The following is a 20552-nucleotide window of genomic DNA, read 5'->3' on the forward strand; positions in this document are numbered from 1 at the left end:
CCTCGCTTATTCGTCAATGTGTTCGAGCCAAACGGTATCGCGAAGGAACGCGATCTCTTCGTCGGCTTCGGATTTTGGCAACAAGTAGGAAAACAGGCATTTCTCAGCCGGAAGCGGCTGACCAAAAACCATTAGCCGCCGCTCGGCCCATTTCGGAATGGGAGAAAAGAAGTCAAAACGCAAACCGCCGTCCTTGGGTACGGTCCTGAACTCCTGCGGGTGTTCGTTCTTGCGGTCAAAGGCGATTTGGGCGCGCCAAGCTTCGTCGCAGCCTCGCCAGTGTGACCGTGGCAAAGGTAGATCAAGAAGACGCTGAGGCTCGCCATGTTCAAGCTCTACCATGCACCAGAGCGGCGCACCGTACATCTGTGGTCGCCTGCCTACGTAGATGCCAGAGCGCTTGCCCGGCGCTGTCCAGCGACCTTTGTAGTATCTCACCGTTGCGTCGTGATCGATAACTTGAAGCTCTGCTATTGCGCCACTTCGACCCTGGCCTTTGAGCCGAATTTCAAGGTTCGGCAGATATTCTTCTGGCGACTGGGCTTTTGGTGAGCGCAACCAAGCCTCTGATGAAAGATTCTGCAAACCGTGGCTGGAGAGCATGCCTGCAATGTCTTCCCCGGTCTCCGGTTTGAGGAGTCTGGTACAGCCCTGTGCAGTAACCCGGCTCGAAATGCTGTCTGGCAGAAAACTGTCTTGATCCGGAACGACACCGAGAAGATAGCAGCTACCCTCCGGTCGAACCACGAAAGCAGGTGGCGCGGCGAACACCCATGTGCCTTTTACGTCTACGTCACCGGTGGAAACATCATTAAGTTCCAGAAGGTCGCCTGATACGATGAGTCCTTCTATGGTGCGGTCAAGCCGCTCAGGTAGCGACTCCCCATCTTCATCCAGGTACTGGAGGCTCTCGGCGATAGATGCCCGCAGCGTACTGCGTGAGCATGGGCAGTTTATTCCCGCCGCTCTTCGGACGAGAGCAGCGAGAGCCTCGTCGGGGACAGGCCCGGATGGGTCTATTGGAACCCCAAGGGAATTCGAACATACGGCAAGAACTTCGTCCCTTTCGATCTCGCGAATCATACGGCTCTCCTGGGCTGTTCCAGCACTTGGTCGTCACCGTGCTTTGAGCGGAGGGCCAGCAGTCTTGCACCTCTGAAAAGAGCGCCGAAGTTCTTCAAATCTTCAAGAAGTATATCGCACTTCTTCTTTCCATAGCGGTCTATGATTGTCTCGGGAGAAAAAGCGAAGTCATAGGCAAAGGCGCTTAGTTCCGGCTTTCGGCAAATATCAAAGCGCTTGGCAAGATCGCGATACCAGTCGCGGCCATGCGGGGTGCCGCCGCTTGCCTTGTAGTAGTCACGGGCTAGCACGGCAGCAAAGCCACTTCGTTTAAAGACATACCGTTTTAGAAGTTCTTGTTCCTCGGTTCGTTCAGGGTTGGCGATATAGCGGCGCTCGATGTCCAGCCACCTCTCTCCGGCAATAACGGCAACAACGGCGCATATTATAGAGTCTACAACAGTGAAGCGCCGAATCTCGGAAAGCGGACCTGCGATTTTTGCCTCATTCCAGATGCTGGCATAGCGAAGCGCATCCGATGGCGTGACCTTCCCAGTCGAAACAGCGTCCACGTTCGGGACGACATTGAGGGCCTGGAAGCCCCCGCCTCTTGCTAGTCCTGTAGAGAATGCAAGCACAGACTTGTGGTCGCCGTGCTGCGCGGCAAACAGTGCGCCCGGCGGCGCTACCTGGAAGCCTTTGATCGCTTTGGCTGGGTCAATGTGTTCGCGAGACGCGGGTTTTTCCATGCTAAATGTGAAACAGGTAGGAGAACTGTCTTCACTATCCGTGTCGTCTATCAGACGAAGCATCGCGGAACCTTCGACCTGCCTTGCTACCCAGCGGACGGGCCGTACGACATGTTCAAAGGTCAGCTTGTATTCACCGAGTTCCTCACCGCGCACTGTCAGGGTGCATGACGCAGCTTCCAGATAGCGCCACTCACGGTCTCCTTCCTGAATAAATTTGGCAAAGCGGCTCTGCCAGACCTTCGGTGTAACCGGCAAATCAAAGTACTCGCCCACAACGTCTGACAGGATTTCTTCTTCGCGCGCGTTCTCCAAGGTCACTTCGCACACGACCTGGTGTCCTTCCGGACCCTTCACTTCAATTTCGACCTGGTTCTCCCAGAACATTGAGAGATCGGGGTCGAAGGGCTCGGCAGTTACCACCAGACCGGAATGAAATGACGTACCAGGCACCCAAGGCTGAGGTTCTCGAACTCTCAGTTCCAGTGTGCCTTCTGCCTGTGGTGTCGAAGCAATATCGTTCAGACGCTCACTTTTTAGGGCTTTCACCCGCAGCTCGTGCGTTCCGGCACGCAACTCCGGAAGTTGAACAAATGTCGGATATCCAACCGGACCTGCCTCGATTGTCGCGCGCGAACCGTCGCTGAGTAGCAACTCGTAGGAGGCTATCGGGTGGTCATGGGTGATACCTATACAAGGCGTTTCTGTCGTCAGCCACTCACTCGTGCCCTCGCCGTTCCAGCCCCTGCCGGGCAGACCAGATGGCCACACGCGGATGGTACGGGCAACCTGGATTCCAAGTTCGTTAAACCACTCAATGTGTTCTGCTGTTACCTCTGACGGCACAGACACGCGTATCGCCCTGACATGCTCACACTCAAGTTGGCACTGCGAGGTGAAGGCGGACGCTTGGGGAAAATCCTTCGATCCGACAATAACGTAGTCTCGGCCCGGTCTCACGATTTTGCCGGATATTTCTCTTCCCAAGCCATCGCGGCCAATTCGGAACAGCCAAAACGGTCCGTCATGTATGCGGCACTCGGCAGCGAGAAAATGGTCAAGCAATGGATTGGTAGCTTCAAACTCAATAAGGGGCCGGAAAACATCAGGCCATCGCTTGATGGCACCTCTTTGTGCCCCGGACAGAAGCCAGCCGCGCGGCTTGAAGTCATCTGCGCCGTTGAGACGGCATCGTGTGGCTTGAAGGAATTTTCGGACTTCAGGATTGAGCGCTGCGATTCCCCGAAACGAGGGAAACTCAATCGCTACAGACCAGTTGGATGCTCCCATGCTCCGAAGGTAAAGACTTGGACGTATCTCGGGATGCTGACCCTTTCGCGGCTGACTGTCGTTCGCTGCCGGTCCGGCGACCGGAGACCGCCGCCCTAAACCCGTGATGCGGTCTCTGACGGCTCTCCTTGCTTCCTTAAGCCATTCGCGGGCGCTGCGCACGGTCTCCAGATCAGCGACAATGCGTTCAAGCGTTGCCGGATAGATTGGACCTGTGCCCTCACCCAGCTCGGTATGAAGCAAGCCGAGAACAATCCGTCCGGTCAGTTCTTCCTGCTGCAAGAACTCCTGAAATCTGGTCGATGTGTAGAACCCGTAAGATGATAGTAAGCGCCCAATACTGGCAGCGTCTGTTTCGTGCAAACGGGCGAGTTGATAACGCAGATCATAGAGCAGTTTGGCAAACTGAATTTGAAGGTACTTTGGAAGGATGGCATGAGTAATAGGGAGTGAAATAATTCTGAAATGCTCGGCCCATGGGCCGGTTGGCTCCATTCCTCCATAGGTCGTCAGGAACCTTCTAAAACATCGCGCGAGGCTATATCGGTTTGCGCCCTCCCAGAACGGGGTTTGTCCTTCGAATGAGCGCCAATACTCATCGCCTTCGTATGAGTAGCCCCGCTCCGTGGCATAGACGACCCAGGGGAGCCAATAGCGGGACAAACGATGCCCCGCCTTCAAGCTTTCCCTCAGATCGTCTGAAAGTCTGGCAACCTCTTCATCGTTCAATCCATGCTCAAGTGCGAAGACCGGATAGCCCGAAGCGGTTCGCGCCGCGGCCAACTTCTCGAAGTGGCCAGCGAGCCTGTCTTGCCATTCTTCGAGGGACTTTGGCATAGGAGACCTAGCCCTTCGCGGACGCGAACAGCGTGTCGGCATGCACGGATGCTGCGGTTCTCATCTTGGCGCGTTGGCTACCAAACAGTTCCGCGAGATCAGCGACTTCCCACGCCTGGTATTCTTGTCTGCGCTCTGCGCGAGGCACAAGCCAGCGATCACGGGCAAGTGAACCGATATCCGCTACACTGGCAAGGCCGCTAGTGTCCGGGACTCCTTCACCGGTTTGAAGTATCTGTGCGGCGTTGCTTGCCAGGAACGTGATGAACACCTGGCGCTGTATTCCGTGACGCAGCATGTCGGCCTTGAAGCCAAGTGCATCCAGCGCCGCGCGCGTTGTGCGCATCCGCCAGTTCGGCCCCTGGCCGTATCTATGGAGATCGGCGTAGCTGTGCCCTACGTCACGAAGGTAGTCCCGAAGCTCCAGGAAGAGCCTGTCGGGAATATGGAAGTGGCCCCATCCACCTGTGTAGCCGATGGGATCGAGGTGTGAGGTGCCGTCCAACTTAAGCCGGTTATAGACAGAGCTTCGTCCCATCGAAGAGGAAGTCGTAACCGCCAGAAGCCGCGCGTTCTTGGCTTTTTGAGAGATGATCCCGGTCGTGCCGCCATATACGTCCGCAAAGTCGTCATATAGATCACGGCTTTTCAGCAGACATGCGACCAACTTTCCTCCGAGGAGCATATTGTACGGAGGAACTGCGCCTAGGACATAGGCATCCATGATATTCACAAGTCTTTCGGTGCGATCTTTTGAATCCCAGCCGATTAACTTGTCGCGGACCGATAGATTGAAAACGGGATCACCAATCGCAAGCAAACCGATGATCTTTTGGTTGTTTGCGTCCCAAACAATATATCTCAGCCGCCTGCCAAAACCGTTCGAGACGGGAACGGACCAGGTCAGGGATGCCAATCGGAACAGGTCGCCTTGCCAGGTACTGGCATGGACTCTTTCCAGCACCGGCGAGACCTTGTCTGGTTGAACTTCGGCACCGGTCGCGAAGTGACGCAGGAGACCGGCGGCCTTCTCCTCGATGAACCTTTGGTTGCCCCGAAGACGCTCTCCGCGCTGAGAGCGGTGTAGAGACCGGATGATATCCTTACCAGTGCCTTCGATAACGAGAGAGCCGTCTTCTGCCTTGTGAAACCCCAGCGATTTCAGATGGTTCCTCAGCTTTCTTTTGAGGTTAGCCTCCCTGCTGGCAATTCTGACAACGTTCTCACATTCTAAATCTTTCATTTCCCGCTCAAACCCGGCTTGTTTTCTGTCCCTGCTGCGACTTCATCTTCACTCGCGTTCTGTTCGACGTACAGGCGCATGTACTCCCTGATGACCTCATGAACAAGCCGATCAAAGCAAAGGACCTGCACGAAAGCGCACCGATCAAGCTGCTGCTCGACTACCCTGCGGCGGCAGAGGCCCTGTCAATGACGCGGGGGGCGCTCCGTGATCTGGTCTATAAAGGAAGGGGCCCGGTCGTTACCAAAATCGGGAACCGCACCTTCTTTGCGGTCAAAGACCTTGAGCGGTTTGTCGAAGAGCACCGGCAAGGGCCGCAAGGCTAGGATGCATCCCCCTTTCCCCGCTCCAGCTTGGCCAGTTCATCGGCCAGATGGTCGGGGCGAAGGTTTGCATAGCGCTTAAGCGATTTCGGGTCCTTGTGGCCCGAGACGGCCATGACGGTGGTGTCCGACCACCCGGCCTCGAAGAGCGAAGATACGCGCTCATGCCGCGTATCGTGGAAACGGAAGTGCTCAAGCCCCGCCCGCTTGCGGGCGCGATTGAAGGCCTGGCGAAAGGCGTTCGGGCTCATTGGAAATACCCTGCCATCCACACTGCGTGGCAGCTCTTTCAGGATTGCGATAGCCCTCGGGGAGAGCGGGACGGTGTGGTCGATCACCTTGTCGGGGTTGCGGCTATTCTTCACGCCGCGGAAGGTCACAGCCCGTCCCTTGAGATCGACTTCTTCCCAACTAAGGTCCAGCAGGCTGCCGCGCCTCCCGCCGGTCTCAAAGCCAAGCTCAACGAAGGGCCGCAGCCACGGATTGCGCGCCTCGCTGGCTGCTTCCAGCAACCGTGCAATCTCCTCTTCGCTTAGCCGCACAGCGCGTTCGTCGTTCACCGCAGGACGGGCAACATCTTCGGTGTTCACCGGATTGACCAGAAGGCCGAGCCTGCGCTTGCGGTAGTCGATCACCCGTTTGAGCAAGGTCATCTCGCGCTTCACCGTGCCAGGGGCAAGAGGCTTACCGCTGCGGTTCGTCTGTCCGAGCCGCTTGTCACGATAAGCTTCAAAATGCTCGGGCGTGAGATTGGCGGCGGTATAGGCGGCGAGTTCGCGCTCCTCCCGCAGGAACCGCTCAAGCCGTGATCGTTCGGCAACGCGGGAGGCTTCTCCGGGGCGCTTGTCCGTCACTTCGCGCAGGTAAATCTCGATCAGGTCTTTCAGCGTGGTGCGCTCTGCCGCCGAGCGGTCAACGAACCGGCCCGACGCCATCTCGCTTTCGATGCGGTGCGCCCAGTCCTCGGCCAGCTTCTTGGTTCTGAATGTACCGGAGCGCGCAGGCCAGCCCTTGCGGCGAATCTTGACCTGCCACTGACCGTTTGTGCGCTTGGTGATAGATGCCATGTCCCCGATCCACCGGAGTGTCCCAGGATTGTCCCAAACAGTATATATGGAAACGACCAGAACACCAAACGGCGGCGTAAGCTTATGGTTTTGTTTAGAAGTTTTGGCGCACCCGACAGGATTCGAACCTGTGGCCTCTGCCTTCGGAGGGCAGCGCTCTATCCAGCTGAGCTACGGGTGCAGCGGGTTCCCTATACTGCGCCATTTGCGACGCCGCAATGGGGCCGAATCCTTTCACCCGTCCGGGTCGCCGCTCAGTTGACGAATCCCGGCATCAGCCAGCGCGGCAGCGCGAGAATGATGTCCGGCGCGACGATGATGAAAAGCAGGACGGCGAGCATCGGCAGGAGAATCACGAATACGTCCTTAAGCGCATCGACCAGCCTTATCTCGCCGATAGACGCGGCGATCAGCAGACAGAGCCCGTAAGGCGGCGTCACGAGGCCGAAGGCGAGGCTGATGATCCCGATCATCGCGAAATGGATCGGGTGCATGCCGACGCTCGCGGTCACCGGATAAAGCACGGTGCCGAGGATGATGATCGCCGGGATCGCGTCGATGAACATGCCGATCAGTAGGAAGGCCAGCGCCGCCATGATCCCGGTGCCGATCACGCCGAGGCCCATCGCTTCGATTTGGACGACGAGCGCAGCGGGGATCTTGAAGTAGGCGAGACACCAGCCAAAAGCGGATGCCGTGCCGATGCAGAAGAGAGAGATCGCCGCGAAACGCGCGCTTTCGTAGAAAACCTGCGGCACCTGTCGGATCGTGACGGACCGAAAGACCGCGACGCCGAGAATCAGAGAGTAGACCACCGCGACAACGGACGCCTCGGTGGGTGTGAAGAATCCGCCGACAATGCCGCCGACGATGATCAGCGGGGTCATCAGCGCAAGCGAGGCGCCGCCCGCCGACGCCAGAAGCTGTAGCAGCGTGGAGCGCACATGAACCGGATAGCCGCGCCGCTTGGCGTAGACATATACGGTCAGCATCTGCGAGCCGGCAATCAGGACTCCTGGCAGTACTCCGGCGAGGAACAGGCCGCCGATGGAGACCGACATCAGCCCGCCCCAGATCACCATCAGGATCGACGGCGGAATGATCACGCCCATCACGGACGAGCACGCGGTGATGGCGACGGCGAAGGAGGTGTCATAGCCCTCTTTCTTCATCTGCGGGATCAGAAGCGAGCCGATGCCGGCGGCGTCTGCGGTCGAACTGCCCGAAATCCCGGCGAAAAGCATCGAGACGACGACGTTCACATGGCCGAGCCCGCCGGGAAGATGCCCGACCATCGCCCGCGCGAAATTGATCAACCGGTCGGTGATGCCCGAGGAGTTCATCAGATTCGCGGCGAGCAGGAAGAATGGAACAGCGAGAAGAACGAAAGCATTGTAGCTCTTGAACATCTCGCGCATCAGAAGCACCGGCGTCAGCCGGTCGTCAAGAAAGAAGACCGGAACCACCGCAAGACCGAGCGCGAAGGCGACCGGGACCCGGAGGAATACGAGGACGGCGAATGTGCCGAAAAGGATGGCGGCGACTTCACCGGGCCCCATGAACGTCTCCCCTCCGCATCGCCGCCATCTCGTCGGCGATCTTCTCGACCGTGAAGAGCACCCATGTCGCGCCCGCGAGCGGCCAGGCGATGTAGATCGACAACATCGGCAAACCGGAGATCTCGGAGCGCTGGCGCGAGCCGAGCACGCCGAAATCCCACCCCCACCACAGGAAGGAGAACGCCATCAGCAGGATGGCCAGACGCGCGAACATCCGCAATCCGAACTCGACCCGAGGATCGCGGCTGTGCGGCAGCACGTCCACGTCAAAATGCGTGTCGTCCCTCACCGCGATCATCGCACCGATCAGGATGATCCAGACGAAGCAGAAGCGGGCGATCTCCTCGGTCCAGATGTAACGCGGTATGAGCCCGGTGTAGCGGCTGAGGATCTGCATCGATACCGGAATGACGAGCGCCACCATGAGGGCGGTCAGGAGGAGTTTCAGCAGGCGATAGTAGCCTTCGAGAAACGCACGCATCTCGTCTCGCGATCTCTGGTTGTCGTGAAATGACGCGCGGGGCCTGCGCCCCGCGCTTTTCTCGGGCGGCGTTACTTAACCGCCTGGATGTTCTCCAGAACATCGGTGGCGCCCAGATCTTCCGCATAGGCGCGCTGCACCGGCTCCGCGAGTTCGAGGAGCTTGTCGCGCTCGGTGAACTCATGGGTGGTGATCCAGCCCTTATCCTCCATCATCTTCAGCTTCTCGCTGTCCTCGCTCGACTCGACATCGCGGCCGAGCTTGCCGCCGGCCTTGCCGGCCTTGAGCACGCATTCCTGCTCTTCCGGCGTCAGGCGCTCGAATGTCGCCTCGGAAAAGGCGATCGGGCGCACGGTGATGGCGTGCGCGGTGAGCGAGATATGCGGGCCGACCTCGTAGAACTTCATCTGCTGGATGCCGGCCGCCTCGTTCTCCGCGGCGTCGATGACCCCGGTCTGGATGGCGTTATAGACCTCGGAATAGGCGATGACCGACGGGGCGGCGTGGATCGCGTCGAAGATGTTGGTCTGGATCGGCGCGCCCATGACACGCATCTTCAGGCCCTCGAGCTCCTCCATGTTGGTGACGGGCTTGTTGACGATCAACTGCCGCGTGCCGCCGCCGGCGTAGCCGATCAGGCGCACGTTCGCCTGTTCAAGCACGTCCTGGGCCAGCGGCTCGAGCGCGTCGGACTCCATCACCGCGTTCCAGTGGTCGAGATCGCGAAAGAGGAAGGGCATGTCCATCAGCGGAGCCTTCTGGCTGAAGGTGGACATGTGTGACGGGCTGACGATGGCGTAGTCCACCGCGATGCCCTGGCTCATGTTCTCGAAATAGTCCTTTTCTAGGCCGAGCTCGGAGTTGAGATGAAGATCGAAGGTGAGCGAGCCGCCGGAGCATTCGCCCGCCACGCGCTCGAACTCCCGCAGCGCCTTGGTGAAAGCGTGATCCTCGTCAAACTGCACGGCGCCGACGAGCTCGGTGCTGAGCGCGGGCGTCGCCATAAGGGCGAGAAGGCTGCCGCCGAGCGCGAATTTCCGGATGGCGTTCATTTCAGTCTCCCTTTGATTTCGGCGCGTTAGATGACGACCAGAAGCCGTTTCGCGCAAGTTATGAATGGTAGTATGGTGTAAGGTTGCGCTTGCGCGCAACACCTGATTTATCATTCGGGAGCGGATCGTCGATCCGGGGGGATGAGGCGCATGAGATCGCCTAGCGGCGCCGGTTCCGGCCGATGTCGCGTGGCGCGATGGCGCGTCCGCAAGAAAGACTGATCAAAAGAAGGTGACGCAAATGTCCACAGCGCCGAATCTCTTCGCGGAACTCTCCGGAAAATCCGTTCTCATAACGGGCGCCTCTACCGGGATCGGCGCGGCGCTCGCCCGCGCTTTCGCAGCGCAGGGCGCGAAGGTCGGGGTTCACTATCACGCCAGCAAGGACGCGGCCGAGAAGCTGGCCGAGGAGATCAGCGCGGCGGGCGGAACGGCGACGCTGATCCGCGCCGATGTCTCCAGATCCGACGAAGCCAGACGCGCGGTTGATGAGGCGGCCGAGGCCTTCGGCGGGCTCGACGGGCTGATCAACAACGCCGGCGGCATGGTCAAGCGCGTGCCTTACGAGGATGTGACCGACGAGGATTACGACGCGGTGATGGACCTCAACGCGCGTCAGGTTGTGATCGCCAGCCGCGCCGCAGTCCCGCATATGAAGGCGCAGGGCGGCTTCATCATCAACACCACTTCGATCGCGGCGCGCAATGGCGGTGGCGGCGGCGCCGGGCTCTATGGCAGCTCGAAAGCCTTCGTCTCGAACATAACGCGCGGCATGGCGAAGGAGTGGATCCGATACGGGATCCGGGTGAACGCGGTGGCGCCGGGCGTCATCACCACGCCGTTCCATGAGCGCTATTCGACCGAAGCGCAGATGGAGGCGATGCTGGCGACCGTGCCGCAGGGGCGGCTCGGCACGGCTGAGGATTGCGTCGGCGCTTATCTCTTTCTCGCGGCGGAGTCGCTCTCCGCCTATTTGATCGGCCAGGTGATCGAGGTGAACGGCGGTCAGCTCATGCCGTGAGCCGGGCGGGCGCGACGGGAGGGGAGCCGATGAAGATTGCCGAAGCCGATTCGAACTCTGGAAAGCCCGGTAAGGCGCCGCCGGTGTTCGACGCGACGATCGCGCCGGACAGGCCGGCCGCGGCCCAGATGGTTGCGATCCTTCACGAGGCCATCCTGCGTGGGGACCTGGCGCCGGGGCTGCGGCTATCGGAACAGGAGATCGCCGCGGCGATGCGCCTCTCCCGCCAGCCGGTCCGGGAGGCGTTCATCCGCCTCGCCGGCGACGGGCTGCTCGAGATCAGACCGCAGCGCGGCACCTTCGTCACTCGAATCTCGGTCCGCGAGGTTATCGCGTCCCGCTTCGTGCGGGAGGCGGTTGAGGCCGATCTTGTCCGGCGCGCGGCCGAGGCGGCGGATCCGGCGCTGGCCGCCGATCTCGATGAGTTGCTCCAGCTGCAGAAAGGGGCGATGGACGCCGATCCGTCCCGCTTCATGCATCTCGACGAGAGCTTCCATCGCCGTCTCGCCGAGGCGGCCGGGAGAGCGCAAGTCTGGAATTATATTCAGATGCTGAAATCGCAGATGGACCGGGTGCGCTTTCTCGTCGCCGCGGACATGCCGCGAGAGGCGCTGCTCGCCCAGCATCGCCGGATCATCGAGGCCGTCGTAGCGCGCGACGCCGAAGGCGCCGAGCAGGCCATGCGGGAGCATCTCCGGCAGATATCGCTCGATCTTCCGAAGATGATCGCGGCTCATCCCCACTTCTTTGAGCACGGGGAAGAGCTGGAGATCGGCTGATGGGCCAGACGCGCCGTCATCCCCACCAGGTCAGCGCCAGCTCTTCGTCGATCTCGATCACGGTCGGTCCGTCGGCGGCCGCGGCTGCGATCAGCGCCGCACGAAACGCCGCCGCGCTGTCCGGCCGTTCGGCGCGGCAGCCGAAGCCGTGGGCGATGGTCTGGAAATCGGGCGTGTAGATATCGACGCCAATGGTCGGGATCGTCCGATCCAGCATGTATTGCTTGATCTCGCCATAGCCCCGGTTGTTCCAGAGAAGAACCGGGATGGCGAGGCCAAGCTCCACCGCTGTCGCCAGCTCGGCGATGGTGAACTGAAGCCCGCCATCGCCGATCAGCGCGGCGACCGGGCGATCGGGTCGCGCGAGCTTCGCCCCGAGCGCGGCGGGAAGACCGTAGCCGAGCGTGCCGTAGCCGGTGGAGGAGTTGAACCAGGAAGACGGCTCTGCAGGCTCATGGGTGAGATTTCCGCCGTAGACCGGCTGGGTCGAATCGCCGGCGATGATGACCCCGGGCAACGCATCCGCCACGGCGTCGAGGAAGCGCCCATGCGCGCGGTAACTCGGCGGCAGCGCCTCGAGAGCGGCGGCGCGGAGTTGGCGCACCAGCTCGGTCGCGGCGGCCATGTCGGGCGCGAAGCCGTCCAGCGCATCGGTCAGCGCCTGCATTGCAAGCCTGGAATCGGAGCAGATCGCCACTTCAGGCAGCGCGTTGCGGACAAGTTGCTCGGGCTCGATGTCGATCCGCACCACCTTCCCGCCCAACTCCAACGTATCGCAGAAGAGATGCGTGTCGGTTTCTCCGAGCTCCGTCCCGACCGCCAGCACCACATCGGCGTTCCGGAGCGTGTCGAGCACCGGCGCCAGCGGCAGCGCGCCGCCGAGCGAGAGCGGATGACCCGGCGGCAGCACGCCGCGCGCATTGACAGTCAAGGCTGTCGGCGCACCGAGTCTTTCGACAAGCGCCAGCGCCGCCTTTGGCGCATGGGCGCAGCCGCCGCCAAGGACGGCGAAGGGCTGGGCGGCGGCCCGAAGCAGCGCGGCGGCGCGTTCGATCGCGGCGGGGTCGGGGCCGGGTTTGCTCCGTGTGCGATGCGCTGCGCGCGAAAGCCCGTCCGCTGACGCGGTGATGACGTCGAGCGGCAGTTCGATATGCACCGGGCCCGGTCGCGCGCTCTCGAACACCGCGAATGCGCGGGCGACGACGCCGGGCAATTCGGCCGCCCGGAGCACCCGATGGCTGAATACCGAAACGCCGGAGATCAGCGCCGACTGATCGGGCAACTCATGCAACCGCCCTTCACCAAGGCCCAGTTCATGGCTCGAATTGACGCTGGAGATCACCAGCATCGGGATCGAATCGGCGTAGGCTTGCCCCATCGCCGTCGCGATATTGGTCATGCCGGGACCGGATATGATGAAACAGGCCGCCGGCCTCCCGGCGGCGCGGGCGTAACCGTCCGCCATGAACCCCGCGCCCTGTTCGTGGCGCGGGGTGTAATGCGTCAGATTCGAGTTCGGGAGGCCGCGATAAAGCTCGACCGTGTGGACGCCCGGAATACCGAACACCGTGTCGATCCCGTAGGCTTCGAGGATCTCGACCAGAACCTCGCCACAGGTTTTCATGCGCGGCCCCTTTCGCCTCAGCGCGCGGCGATCGCGGCGATCTCGACAATGAATTTGTCGCTGGCGAGCTTCGCCTCGACGCAGGCGCGGGCAGGCGGGTTCTTCTTGTCGACCCAGGCGTCATAGACCGCGTTCATCGCATCGAAATCGGCCATGTCGGAGATCCAGATCGAGACCGAGAGAAGGCGCGACTTGTCAGTTCCAGCGGTTGCCAGAAGGCTGTCGATCTTCTCCAGAATCTCGGCTGTCTGCACGTCGATCGCGGCGCCGGCGTTCTTGGCGGCGACCTGCCCGGCGGTGAAGACGAGCCCGCCATGCGCGACGGCCATGCTCATCCGCGGGCCGGATTCGAAACGTTCTATGGTCATTTCCTGTTCCTTCTCTTCAGGTGCGGCATTCGACGCCCGGCAGAACGCAGAGCATCTCGAATAACAGATTGGCGCCGGTGATCGCCGTGTTGCCAGTCGTGTCGTAAGGCGGCGAGACCTCGACGAGGTCGCAGCCGATGAGATTCAGGCCCCGACAGCCGCGGATGATTTCGATCCCCTGGATCGAGGTCAGTCCGCCGATCTCCGGTGTGCCGGTGCCGGGCGCGTGCGCCGGATCGAGCGCGTCGATATCGAAGGTGAGGTAGACCGGCCCCGCGCCCATCTGCGCGCGCACCTCCTCCATCAGCGGCGTCAGCGAGCGATGCCAGCACTCCTCGGCCGGGACGACGCGCCCGCCGATCGAGCGCACCCAGTCGAAATCATCGGCAGCGTAACCGGTGCCGCGCAACCCGATCTGGACCATGCGCGCGGGCTCTATCAGCCCCTCCTCCAGCGCCCGGCGAAAGGGCGTGCCGTGGGCGATAGGCTCGCCGAACATGTGCTCGTTCACATCCGCATGCGCATCGACATGGATCAGGCCCACCGGCCCGTGAACCTTCTTCATCGCCCTGAGGATCGGCAGCGGCAGCGTATGGTCGCCGCCCAGCGTCAAGGGCGTGCAGCCATGACCGAGAACACCGTCATAGACCTCTTCGATGATTCGGATCGTCTCCGCCATGTTGAAGGTGTTGATGGCGACGTCGCCGATATCGGCGACCTGGAGCGAATCGAACGGCGCGGCGCGGGTCGCCATGTTGTAGGGGCGGATCATGCAGCTTTCGGCGCGGATCGCGCGGGGGCCGAATCTTGCGCCTGAGCGGTTGGAGGTCCCGATATCCAGCGGTATCCCGACGAAACACGCGTCCAGTCCCTCGGCGGTCGCCTGCGCGGGCAGCCGCATCATCGTCGCCGGGCCGCCGAAGCGAGGCATCTCGTTGCCGCCGAGCGGCTGGTTGTAGCGGCTCATCCCGCCTCTCCTCGTTCGGCCCTGCGCCGCCCGCCGATCCTGCGACAGGCGGTGGGGTGAGAGCAAGACGTCGGCGCCGCCGGAGCGCCTCCGGGCCCGACGCTGAAGCGCCCGTTCCGCATCAGCGGCGTTCGTCGGTATATCCCCGTGGGCGATGCGCGGCGTGCGCGCCGCTCCTGCGCTCGCGAAGCGACGGCAAGGTCAAGCCCGCCCGCCGCAGAATCGCCATAAAGTAGTTGACTAAAAAAGTCAGCTAAGCAAATCTCCGCGCGACAGAGGGGGATACGCCTCCGGGCTCCGCCAGCTCTCAGCAAGCGTCGACAGGGATTCGGTGCGTGCGCGCGTCTCGCGCACGCTGAGAGAGGGATTCAAATGACCATCACGAGAAGGCCGCTTCGCGCGGCTGTTTTCGCCATGCTGTGGACCGGCGCCGCCGGCGCGCAGACATTCGAAACCGCGAACGACGGGCCGCCGGACGATGAAGCCGCGCCGAGCCGGGTCATCGATCTCAGCCCGGTCACGGTCTACGCGACCCGGACCGAGCGACAGGTTCTGGACGTTCCGGCCAATGTCTCCGTCATCACCGGCGAGCGGATCGAGCGGGAGAACATCACCGACGTCCAGGAACTGATGCGCTACGAGCCGGGCATCGATGTGAACCGACAGACCACCAGCGCCGATCCGTTCAACACGTTCGGCGGCTTCACCATCCGCGGCGTCGGCGGCAACCGCACGCAGATCCTGGTGGACGGAAGCCGGGTGCCTGAGCGAATCATCGACGGAACGCGCGACTATCTCGATCTCGACTTCACCAAGCAGGTTGAGATCATCCGCGGGCCGGGATCGGTCCTCTGGGGATCGGACGCGCTTGGCGGCATCGTCGCCGTGGAGACCCTCGATCCGGAGGATCTGCTCGAGCCCGGCGAGACCTTTGGCGGCGAAGCCTCTTTCAGCTACGACAGTTTCAACAACGGGACGGACGGAAATCTCGTCGTCGGCGGGCAGGTGACGCCGACCATCGCCGTTCTCGGGGGCGTCGCGCTCGGCCGGACGGAGGAAGGCGAGCTCAGTCAGGCGCGCGCGGACGGTGGCATCTATGGCTGCCCCCGCAACCTCGCCTTCGGCGCGACGCCCTGCAACAGGCTCGACCCGACGGAAGAGATCTCCAGGCGCTTTCTGGGCAAGATCGTCTTCACGCCGAACGCAGAGCACCGCATCGAGCTTTCGGCCGATTTCCTTAATCGAAAGACCGATGTCGACTTCAACCAGACGCTCGGCCCGGTTTTCAGCTCCCTGACAGGCGCTCCGACCGGAGAGGTCATTCTCGACTACGATCGCGAACTTGACCTCAACCGCAAGCGGTTCGCCCTGTCGCATGACTGGGAAGTCGGCGCGAGCTGGCTCGACTCGCTTTCCTGGACGGTTTCCTACGCGCCGCAGGATTACGACCGCTCGGGCGACGAACTTTCGACCGATGTGAACGGCGACACCGTGCAGACACTGGATTTCCTCGGCTACTCGGAGGATTTCCTGGAGTTGGACATCCAGCTCAACTCATCGTTCGAGGCCATGGGCGCGAGCCATGTGCTGACCTACGGCTTCGACGGGGACTACACCAAGACCGATTACAAGCGCCGCGACACGCTCAACAACCTCACCAATGGCGGGACGACCGAAACCCGCGGCGGCGGCTTCAACTTCGCCAACGCGGACACGATCCGCGCGGATTTCTACATCCAGGACGAAATTACCTTCGGCCGCTTCACTCTGACGCCGGGTCTGCGTTACGCGACCTACAGCCTCGACCCGCGCCCGGACGCCGATTATCAACCTGTCGCCGGGCAGGAGCCGCGCAAGGTTTCGGATGAGAAGCTGACCGCGAAATTAGGCGGCATCGTCCGCATCGACGACAATTTCTCGCTCTACGGAAACTACGCGCAGGGCTTCAAGATGCCGACCGCGCAGCAGCTCTACACTTCGCTGCCCGGAACCTTCTTCAACCTGACCCCGGCGCCGGATCTGAAGCCGGAGACTGTGGACAGCTACGAGTTGGGCGTGCGCGGCCAGTTCGAACGCGGCTGGTTTTCGGTCAACGGCTTCTATGCGGATTATGACGACTTCATCCAGGCGTTCTACAACCCGCCGGGAACCAACGATTTCACCTATCGCAACCTCTCATCGGTCAAGGTCTGGGGGATCGAGGCTTCGGCGTTCGCGCAGATCGACGAGAACTGGCGCAGTTCGCTCTCCCTCTCCTGGCAGAAAGGCAAGCAGAAGGTCGATCCGGCATTGCCGACGACGCCGTTCGACGTCGCGCCGCTGATGGCGACGATCGGCGTTGGCTACGACATTCCGCAACATGGCGTCAGCCTCGACCTCATCGGCAATTTTGCAACCAAGGTGACGCGGACGAGCACGCCGACGCGGTTCAAGCCTGACGGCTACGCGGTCTTCGACGCCCTCGCGTCATGGGAGGTGGTGGAGGACGTGAGCGTCAATCTCGGCGTCTTCAACCTCTTCAACGCGCGTTATTTTCAGGCGCCGTTCCCCAACACCTACGATGTCGCGGTCAGCGACGCCGTGGCGCGGGCCAACCCGCTTGAGCTTCAGACCGCGCCGGGCCGGAGCTTCCGGCTTGGCCTCGACGTGAAGTTCTGAACCGATGTGGGCGCTTCTCGGCCGTTTTCGCCGCCTGATCCTGATCTGCATCGGCGGTCCTGGCGGCTGGCGGGGGGGCGCCCTGTATGTCGTGGTTCTGGCGCTGGAGCTCTCCAGCGTCTGGATCGGTCTCCAGCTCATCGCCTGGAACGCGGATTTCTACAACGCGCTGGAGCGCGTGGACGCCGCCGCGGCCGTCACGCAGATCGGTGTCTTCGCGGTCCTGATCATGACCAGCGCCGCCCGCTTTCTTCTCTCCGACTATCTCAGGAAGCGCCTTCTCATCTGGTGGCGCGAGGTGCTGACCTCCGCCGCGCTCGACTGCTGGCTCGCCGACAAGACCTTCTGGCGGCTTCGCCCCGGCGCTTCGCCTGACAGCGTGGAAAATCCCGACCAGCGTATTGCGGAGGATTGCCGCCTCTTCGTGAGAGGGCTCCTGCGCGAGACGCTGGACCTGATCTCCGGCCTGGTCGGGCTTTTCACCTATGTGACGCTGCTCTGGTCGCTCTCGACCTTCCCGCTCGCCTTTACCCTTTTCGGTTTCGGGATCGAGATTCCGCGCTACATGGTCTGGCTGAGCTTCATCTATGTCGCGATCAGCAGCGTCATCACGCACGGTCTTGGCAAACCGCTGAAGTCCCTGTTCTTCGAGCAGGAGGCGAGGGAGGCGAATTTCCGCTATGCGCTGGCCCGGCTTCGCGATTCCGCTACTGAGGTGGCGCTCTCCGATGGCGAGCCGGCGGAACGGCGGCTTCTCGATAGCCATTTCGCCGCGATTCGCGCGAACTGGCGCCGGCTGATCAGGCGGGAGGTCATCGTCGGCCTCTTCACCCGTCCGTATTTCCAGACCGTGTTGCAGGTTCCGATCTTCTTTGCGTTGCCGGCCTATCTCGCCGGTGCGATGACGCTCGGCGGGCTGATGCAGATCCGCTCCGCCTTCATGAATGTCGTGACCACGCTGAGCTGGTTCATCTTCTCCTATCGCGACCTCGCCGATCTCGTGGCGACGACCGAGCGTCTCGACGGGCTCTTTCAGGCGTCGAAAGCGCCGCTCCCTTCGCCCGGCGCGCCGCGCGACATCGAGCGCGTCACGGGGGGTGAGCGGCTGCGCGTCAGCGGTCTTCGTCTCGCGACGCCCACGGGCGCGTGGCTGCGCCCGGTTCCGGACGCCGAGGTCGGCAGAGGAGAGCGGGTCTGGGTCCGCGGGCCTTCGGGCGCCGGAAAATCGACCCTCTTCGCGGCGTTCGCCGGTCTCTGGCCCTATGGCGAGGGGCGCCTGGAGACGCCCGCCGGCGCCGCGCTCTTCATGCCGCAGCGGCCCTATCTGCCGCAAGGCGGACTGGCGGAGGCCGCCGCCTATCCGCTCGATCCGGCCGCATTGCCGAACGGCGCCGTCGAGGACGCCCTGCGGCTTGTCGGGCTTGGCGGGCGTCTCACGACACCGGGCGGAAGCGACGAGACGGCGGTGCAGGGCCTTTCCGGCGGCGAACGCCAGAGGGTGGCGCTGGCGCGGCTTCTCCTCAATCGCCCGGACTGGGCTTATCTCGACGAGGCGACCAGCGCGCTCGACGAGCCAGCGGAGGCGGAGCTTCTGGCGATGCTCGAAGCGCGTCTTCCCGACACGACCTTCATTGTCGCCGCGCACCGGCGGCCGCAGTCGCTCACCGGGTTGCGCGAGTTTCATGTCGGACCGGCGCCGCGCGATGCCGAAGACCGGTTGACGGCGTGAGCGCGGATGGTCGGCCGACCCGGTCAGAGATGAAAGTTTCACCAATGCCGGCGCGGCGCGCCGGCCAACGTAGGAGCGCACAATGACGACGACGAACAGGCCCGCACGGGCGTATCTGCCGAAACCGGAAATCGTGCTGGAGCGCCTACCGCGGATGGGATCTGTGATGGTGAACACGCGCTATCGCGGCGCGACGCATGAGAGGATGGGCGTTGTCGGCGAGATCGCCGTTACGGACCGCGAAGTGCGTTGCAGTGGAGAGGCGCATGATTCCGTGATCGACTCGTCAGCCGCGGCCAGCGTCGTCGTCGATCGCACCGGGCGGATGAAGGGCACTATTTTGCCGCGTATCGACTTCCTCGACAAGGCCGGTGAGGTGATCTTCAGCGTGATCGGCATGGAGGGGCTCGCCTCTTTCGACGCAGGGCTTGAAGGGCTGGAGGAGACCCCCGCGGACGATCTGGCGGAGAAGCCCGCGCGCACGCCGGCGGAGCTCAAGGAGGGCGATCCGGGCGCCGCGCCGTTCGAGGCGGCGATGAATTCCGACGCGACGGTCACCATCGAGCAGCGTCGACCGGGATTTCGGCAACGATGGACCGGAGTCATCGAGAAGGTCTCCCCGGCGATGGGATTCATCAATGTCATGCGGCCGGATTTCCACCTGCATCTGCGCGGCGGCGCGGTCGCGAGATGGCGCGGCGAGGTCGTAACGGATGGGCTGAGATTCGAGGCGATAGACGCGGAGGGGCGGGAGACGGGCCTGTCGATCTCCGGGCCGTCCGCCGCCTTTTCCGGGCTTCCCCGGGAATGAGCGCCGATGGCGGCGATGCGCGCTCGCATCCGCGGGGAAGCTGGATGGATCCGGCCAGCGGCGCAATTCTCGATCAGCGCGATTTGATGAAGCGCCTCGCTGGCAAACAGGCGGTGTTGCTGGGCGAGACGCATGACGTCGCGGAGATTCACCGCTGGCAGGCGCATGTGATCGCGCATCTGCAGATGGTCCGTCCAGACATCGCCGTCGGCTTCGAGATGTTTCCGCGCCGCGTCCAGCCCGTCCTCGACAGGTGGGTGGCGGGGGAGCTCTCTACCACCGCTTTCATCGAAGAGAGCGAGTGGTGGACGGTCTGGGGCTTTCCGCCCGAGATCTATCTGCCGATCTTTCATCTTTGTCGGGCGCAGCGCCTGCCGATGCTCGCCCTCAATTGCCATCGTCCGCTCGTCACCCGGGTCGGCAAGGAGGGGTGGGACGCAATCCCCGAAGCGGAGCGCGACGGATTGACACCGGCGGCGCCGGCTACGCCGGAATACCGACGCTATCTTTACAGTCTGGTTGGGGCCGGGCCCGCCGGCCGTGCGAGTGATCCGATGCACCCGTCATGGGATCGATTCGTCCGCGCTCAGCAGTGCTGGGATCGGGCTTTCGCCTGCAACATCGCCCGTGCGCTCGATGCGCCGAATCCGCCGCTTGTCGTCGGGATCATCGGGCGCGGACATCTCGAATTCGGCGGCGGAACGCCCTGGCAGCTTCGCGATCTGGGGGTGAACGATGTCGCCGTCCTGTTGCCGTCAGAGGCCGAAACGCAGGACCTGGCCCGGATCGGCGGACTCGGCGACGCGATTTTCCGGATCGATGCGCCCGAGCCGCCGGTCGGTCGCGCGGCGCGCGCTCCGGCTTCGCCCAAGAGCTGAGGGGGCGCGGAGCGGTTCTCTGAAACGAAAAACCCCGCCGGAACCCGGCGGGGT

At 62.5% G+C, this 20552-nt stretch carries 17 protein-coding genes and 1 tRNA gene; 7 read left to right on the forward strand and 11 right to left on the reverse strand.

Annotated elements, in window-relative coordinates; genetic code table 11:
• Positions 1-6 precede the first annotated feature (6 nt).
• The 3 genes from G5B40_RS17145 to G5B40_RS17155 are packed head-to-tail and all read right to left on the reverse strand — an operon-like array spanning position 7 to position 5181.
• A complete protein-coding gene (locus G5B40_RS17145) occupies positions 7-1083 on the reverse strand; it encodes a hypothetical protein (protein ID WP_165101152.1) in 1077 nt (358 codons plus the stop codon).
• Positions 1080-3938 (reverse strand): hypothetical protein, encoded by a 2859-nt coding sequence (locus tag G5B40_RS17150; RefSeq protein WP_165101155.1) that lies wholly within the window; start codon positions 3936-3938, stop codon positions 1080-1082. The genes G5B40_RS17145 and G5B40_RS17150 overlap by 4 nt, the downstream gene beginning before the upstream one ends.
• Positions 3939-3945: 7 nt before the next feature.
• The gene (locus G5B40_RS17155) at positions 3946-5181 is read right to left on the reverse strand and encodes a Druantia anti-phage system protein DruA (RefSeq protein ID WP_165101158.1); all 1236 of its coding nucleotides are present in this window, start codon (positions 5179-5181) and stop codon (positions 3946-3948) included.
• Between the two features lie 98 nt (positions 5182-5279).
• Between G5B40_RS17155 and G5B40_RS17160 the strand changes: the two genes are divergently transcribed.
• A complete protein-coding gene (locus G5B40_RS17160; RefSeq protein ID WP_165101160.1) occupies positions 5280-5507 on the forward strand; it encodes a helix-turn-helix domain-containing protein in 228 nt (75 codons plus the stop codon).
• Here the strand turns inward: G5B40_RS17160 and G5B40_RS17165 are convergent.
• From G5B40_RS17165 to G5B40_RS17185, 5 genes are all read right to left on the reverse strand, one after another.
• Entirely contained in the window at positions 5504-6571 is a 1068-nt protein-coding gene (locus tag G5B40_RS17165) for a tyrosine-type recombinase/integrase (RefSeq protein ID WP_165101163.1), read from the reverse strand. The genes G5B40_RS17160 and G5B40_RS17165 overlap by 4 nt on opposite strands.
• Before the next feature lie 104 nt (positions 6572-6675).
• Positions 6676-6752 (reverse strand) — tRNA-Arg (locus G5B40_RS17170).
• Between the two features lie 73 nt (positions 6753-6825).
• Positions 6826-8130, reverse strand: coding sequence for a TRAP transporter large permease (locus G5B40_RS17175; protein ID WP_165101165.1), 1305 nt, complete (start codon positions 8128-8130; stop codon positions 6826-6828).
• Positions 8117-8611 carry a TRAP transporter small permease gene (locus G5B40_RS17180; RefSeq protein ID WP_165101168.1) on the reverse strand — a complete coding sequence of 165 codons (495 nt, stop codon included), beginning with the start codon at positions 8609-8611 and terminating at the stop codon, positions 8117-8119. The genes G5B40_RS17175 and G5B40_RS17180 overlap by 14 nt, the downstream gene beginning before the upstream one ends.
• A 71-nt stretch (positions 8612-8682) precedes the next feature.
• Positions 8683-9663 (reverse strand): TRAP transporter substrate-binding protein, encoded by a 981-nt coding sequence (locus G5B40_RS17185; RefSeq protein ID WP_179961587.1) that lies wholly within the window; start codon positions 9661-9663, stop codon positions 8683-8685.
• A 241-nt stretch (positions 9664-9904) separates the two neighbouring features.
• Here G5B40_RS17185 and G5B40_RS17190 point away from each other — a divergent pair, with 241 nt between their 5' ends.
• Both G5B40_RS17190 and G5B40_RS17195 read left to right on the forward strand, forming a co-directional pair.
• Positions 9905-10684 carry an SDR family NAD(P)-dependent oxidoreductase gene (locus G5B40_RS17190; RefSeq protein ID WP_165101170.1) on the forward strand — a complete coding sequence of 260 codons (780 nt, stop codon included), beginning with the start codon at positions 9905-9907 and terminating at the stop codon, positions 10682-10684.
• Between the two features lie 29 nt (positions 10685-10713).
• Positions 10714-11463, forward strand: a complete 750-nt coding sequence (locus G5B40_RS17195) for a GntR family transcriptional regulator (protein WP_165101173.1) — start codon at positions 10714-10716, stop codon at positions 11461-11463.
• Between the two features lie 16 nt (positions 11464-11479).
• Here G5B40_RS17195 and G5B40_RS17200 read toward each other — a convergent pair whose 3' ends face one another.
• From G5B40_RS17200 to speB, 3 genes are read right to left on the reverse strand one after another with little or no spacing between them, the layout of a single operon-like run.
• Positions 11480-13087, reverse strand: a complete 1608-nt coding sequence (locus tag G5B40_RS17200) for a 5-guanidino-2-oxopentanoate decarboxylase (RefSeq protein ID WP_165101176.1) — start codon at positions 13085-13087, stop codon at positions 11480-11482.
• Positions 13088-13104: 17 nt separating this feature from the next.
• Positions 13105-13455 (reverse strand): RidA family protein, encoded by a 351-nt coding sequence (locus G5B40_RS17205; RefSeq protein WP_165101179.1) that lies wholly within the window; start codon positions 13453-13455, stop codon positions 13105-13107.
• Between the two features lie 16 nt (positions 13456-13471).
• A complete protein-coding gene (gene speB, locus G5B40_RS17210) occupies positions 13472-14422 on the reverse strand; it encodes an agmatinase (protein WP_165101181.1) in 951 nt (316 codons plus the stop codon).
• Between the two features lie 372 nt (positions 14423-14794).
• Here speB and G5B40_RS17215 point away from each other — a divergent pair, with 372 nt between their 5' ends.
• From G5B40_RS17215 to G5B40_RS17230, 4 genes are all read left to right on the forward strand, one after another.
• Positions 14795-17080, forward strand: a complete 2286-nt coding sequence (locus G5B40_RS17215; protein ID WP_165101184.1) for a TonB-dependent hemoglobin/transferrin/lactoferrin family receptor — start codon at positions 14795-14797, stop codon at positions 17078-17080.
• 4 nt (positions 17081-17084) lie between these two features.
• Complete coding sequence (locus G5B40_RS17220; protein ID WP_165101187.1) at positions 17085-18809, forward strand: ABC transporter ATP-binding protein/permease; 1725 nt, start codon at positions 17085-17087, stop codon at positions 18807-18809.
• An 82-nt stretch (positions 18810-18891) separates the two neighbouring features.
• Positions 18892-19620 carry a ChuX/HutX family heme-like substrate-binding protein gene (locus tag G5B40_RS17225; RefSeq protein ID WP_165101190.1) on the forward strand — a complete coding sequence of 243 codons (729 nt, stop codon included), beginning with the start codon at positions 18892-18894 and terminating at the stop codon, positions 19618-19620.
• Positions 19621-19664: 44 nt separating this feature from the next.
• Complete coding sequence (locus G5B40_RS17230; RefSeq protein WP_246209596.1) at positions 19665-20498, forward strand: ChaN family lipoprotein; 834 nt, start codon at positions 19665-19667, stop codon at positions 20496-20498.
• The last annotated feature ends 54 nt before the right edge of the window (positions 20499-20552 follow it).

The sequence above is a fragment of the Pikeienuella piscinae genome (genome assembly GCF_011044155.1).
GTDB lineage: Bacteria > Pseudomonadota > Alphaproteobacteria > Rhodobacterales > Rhodobacteraceae > Pikeienuella > Pikeienuella piscinae.

Coding starts and splice junctions, on each gene's coding strand:
- G5B40_RS17145 (WP_165101152.1), bottom strand. CDS start 1,083: ATGATTCGCGAGATCGAAAGGGACGAAGTTCTTGCCGTATGTTCGAAT.
- G5B40_RS17150 (WP_165101155.1), bottom strand. CDS start 3,938: ATGCCAAAGTCCCTCGAAGAATGGCAAGACAGGCTCGCTGGCCACTTC.
- G5B40_RS17155 (WP_165101158.1), bottom strand. CDS start 5,181: ATGAAAGATTTAGAATGTGAGAACGTTGTCAGAATTGCCAGCAGGGAG.
- G5B40_RS17160 (WP_165101160.1), top strand. CDS start 5,280: ATGAACAAGCCGATCAAAGCAAAGGACCTGCACGAAAGCGCACCGATC.
- G5B40_RS17165 (WP_165101163.1), bottom strand. CDS start 6,571: ATGGCATCTATCACCAAGCGCACAAACGGTCAGTGGCAGGTCAAGATT.
- G5B40_RS17175 (WP_165101165.1), bottom strand. CDS start 8,130: ATGGGGCCCGGTGAAGTCGCCGCCATCCTTTTCGGCACATTCGCCGTC.
- G5B40_RS17180 (WP_165101168.1), bottom strand. CDS start 8,611: ATGCGTGCGTTTCTCGAAGGCTACTATCGCCTGCTGAAACTCCTCCTG.
- G5B40_RS17185 (WP_179961587.1), bottom strand. CDS start 9,663: ATGAACGCCATCCGGAAATTCGCGCTCGGCGGCAGCCTTCTCGCCCTT.
- G5B40_RS17190 (WP_165101170.1), top strand. CDS start 9,905: ATGTCCACAGCGCCGAATCTCTTCGCGGAACTCTCCGGAAAATCCGTT.
- G5B40_RS17195 (WP_165101173.1), top strand. CDS start 10,714: ATGAAGATTGCCGAAGCCGATTCGAACTCTGGAAAGCCCGGTAAGGCG.
- G5B40_RS17200 (WP_165101176.1), bottom strand. CDS start 13,087: ATGAAAACCTGTGGCGAGGTTCTGGTCGAGATCCTCGAAGCCTACGGG.
- G5B40_RS17205 (WP_165101179.1), bottom strand. CDS start 13,455: ATGACCATAGAACGTTTCGAATCCGGCCCGCGGATGAGCATGGCCGTC.
- speB (WP_165101181.1), bottom strand. CDS start 14,422: ATGAGCCGCTACAACCAGCCGCTCGGCGGCAACGAGATGCCTCGCTTC.
- G5B40_RS17215 (WP_165101184.1), top strand. CDS start 14,795: ATGACCATCACGAGAAGGCCGCTTCGCGCGGCTGTTTTCGCCATGCTG.
- G5B40_RS17220 (WP_165101187.1), top strand. CDS start 17,085: ATGTGGGCGCTTCTCGGCCGTTTTCGCCGCCTGATCCTGATCTGCATC.
- G5B40_RS17225 (WP_165101190.1), top strand. CDS start 18,892: ATGACGACGACGAACAGGCCCGCACGGGCGTATCTGCCGAAACCGGAA.
- G5B40_RS17230 (WP_246209596.1), top strand. CDS start 19,665: ATGGATCCGGCCAGCGGCGCAATTCTCGATCAGCGCGATTTGATGAAG.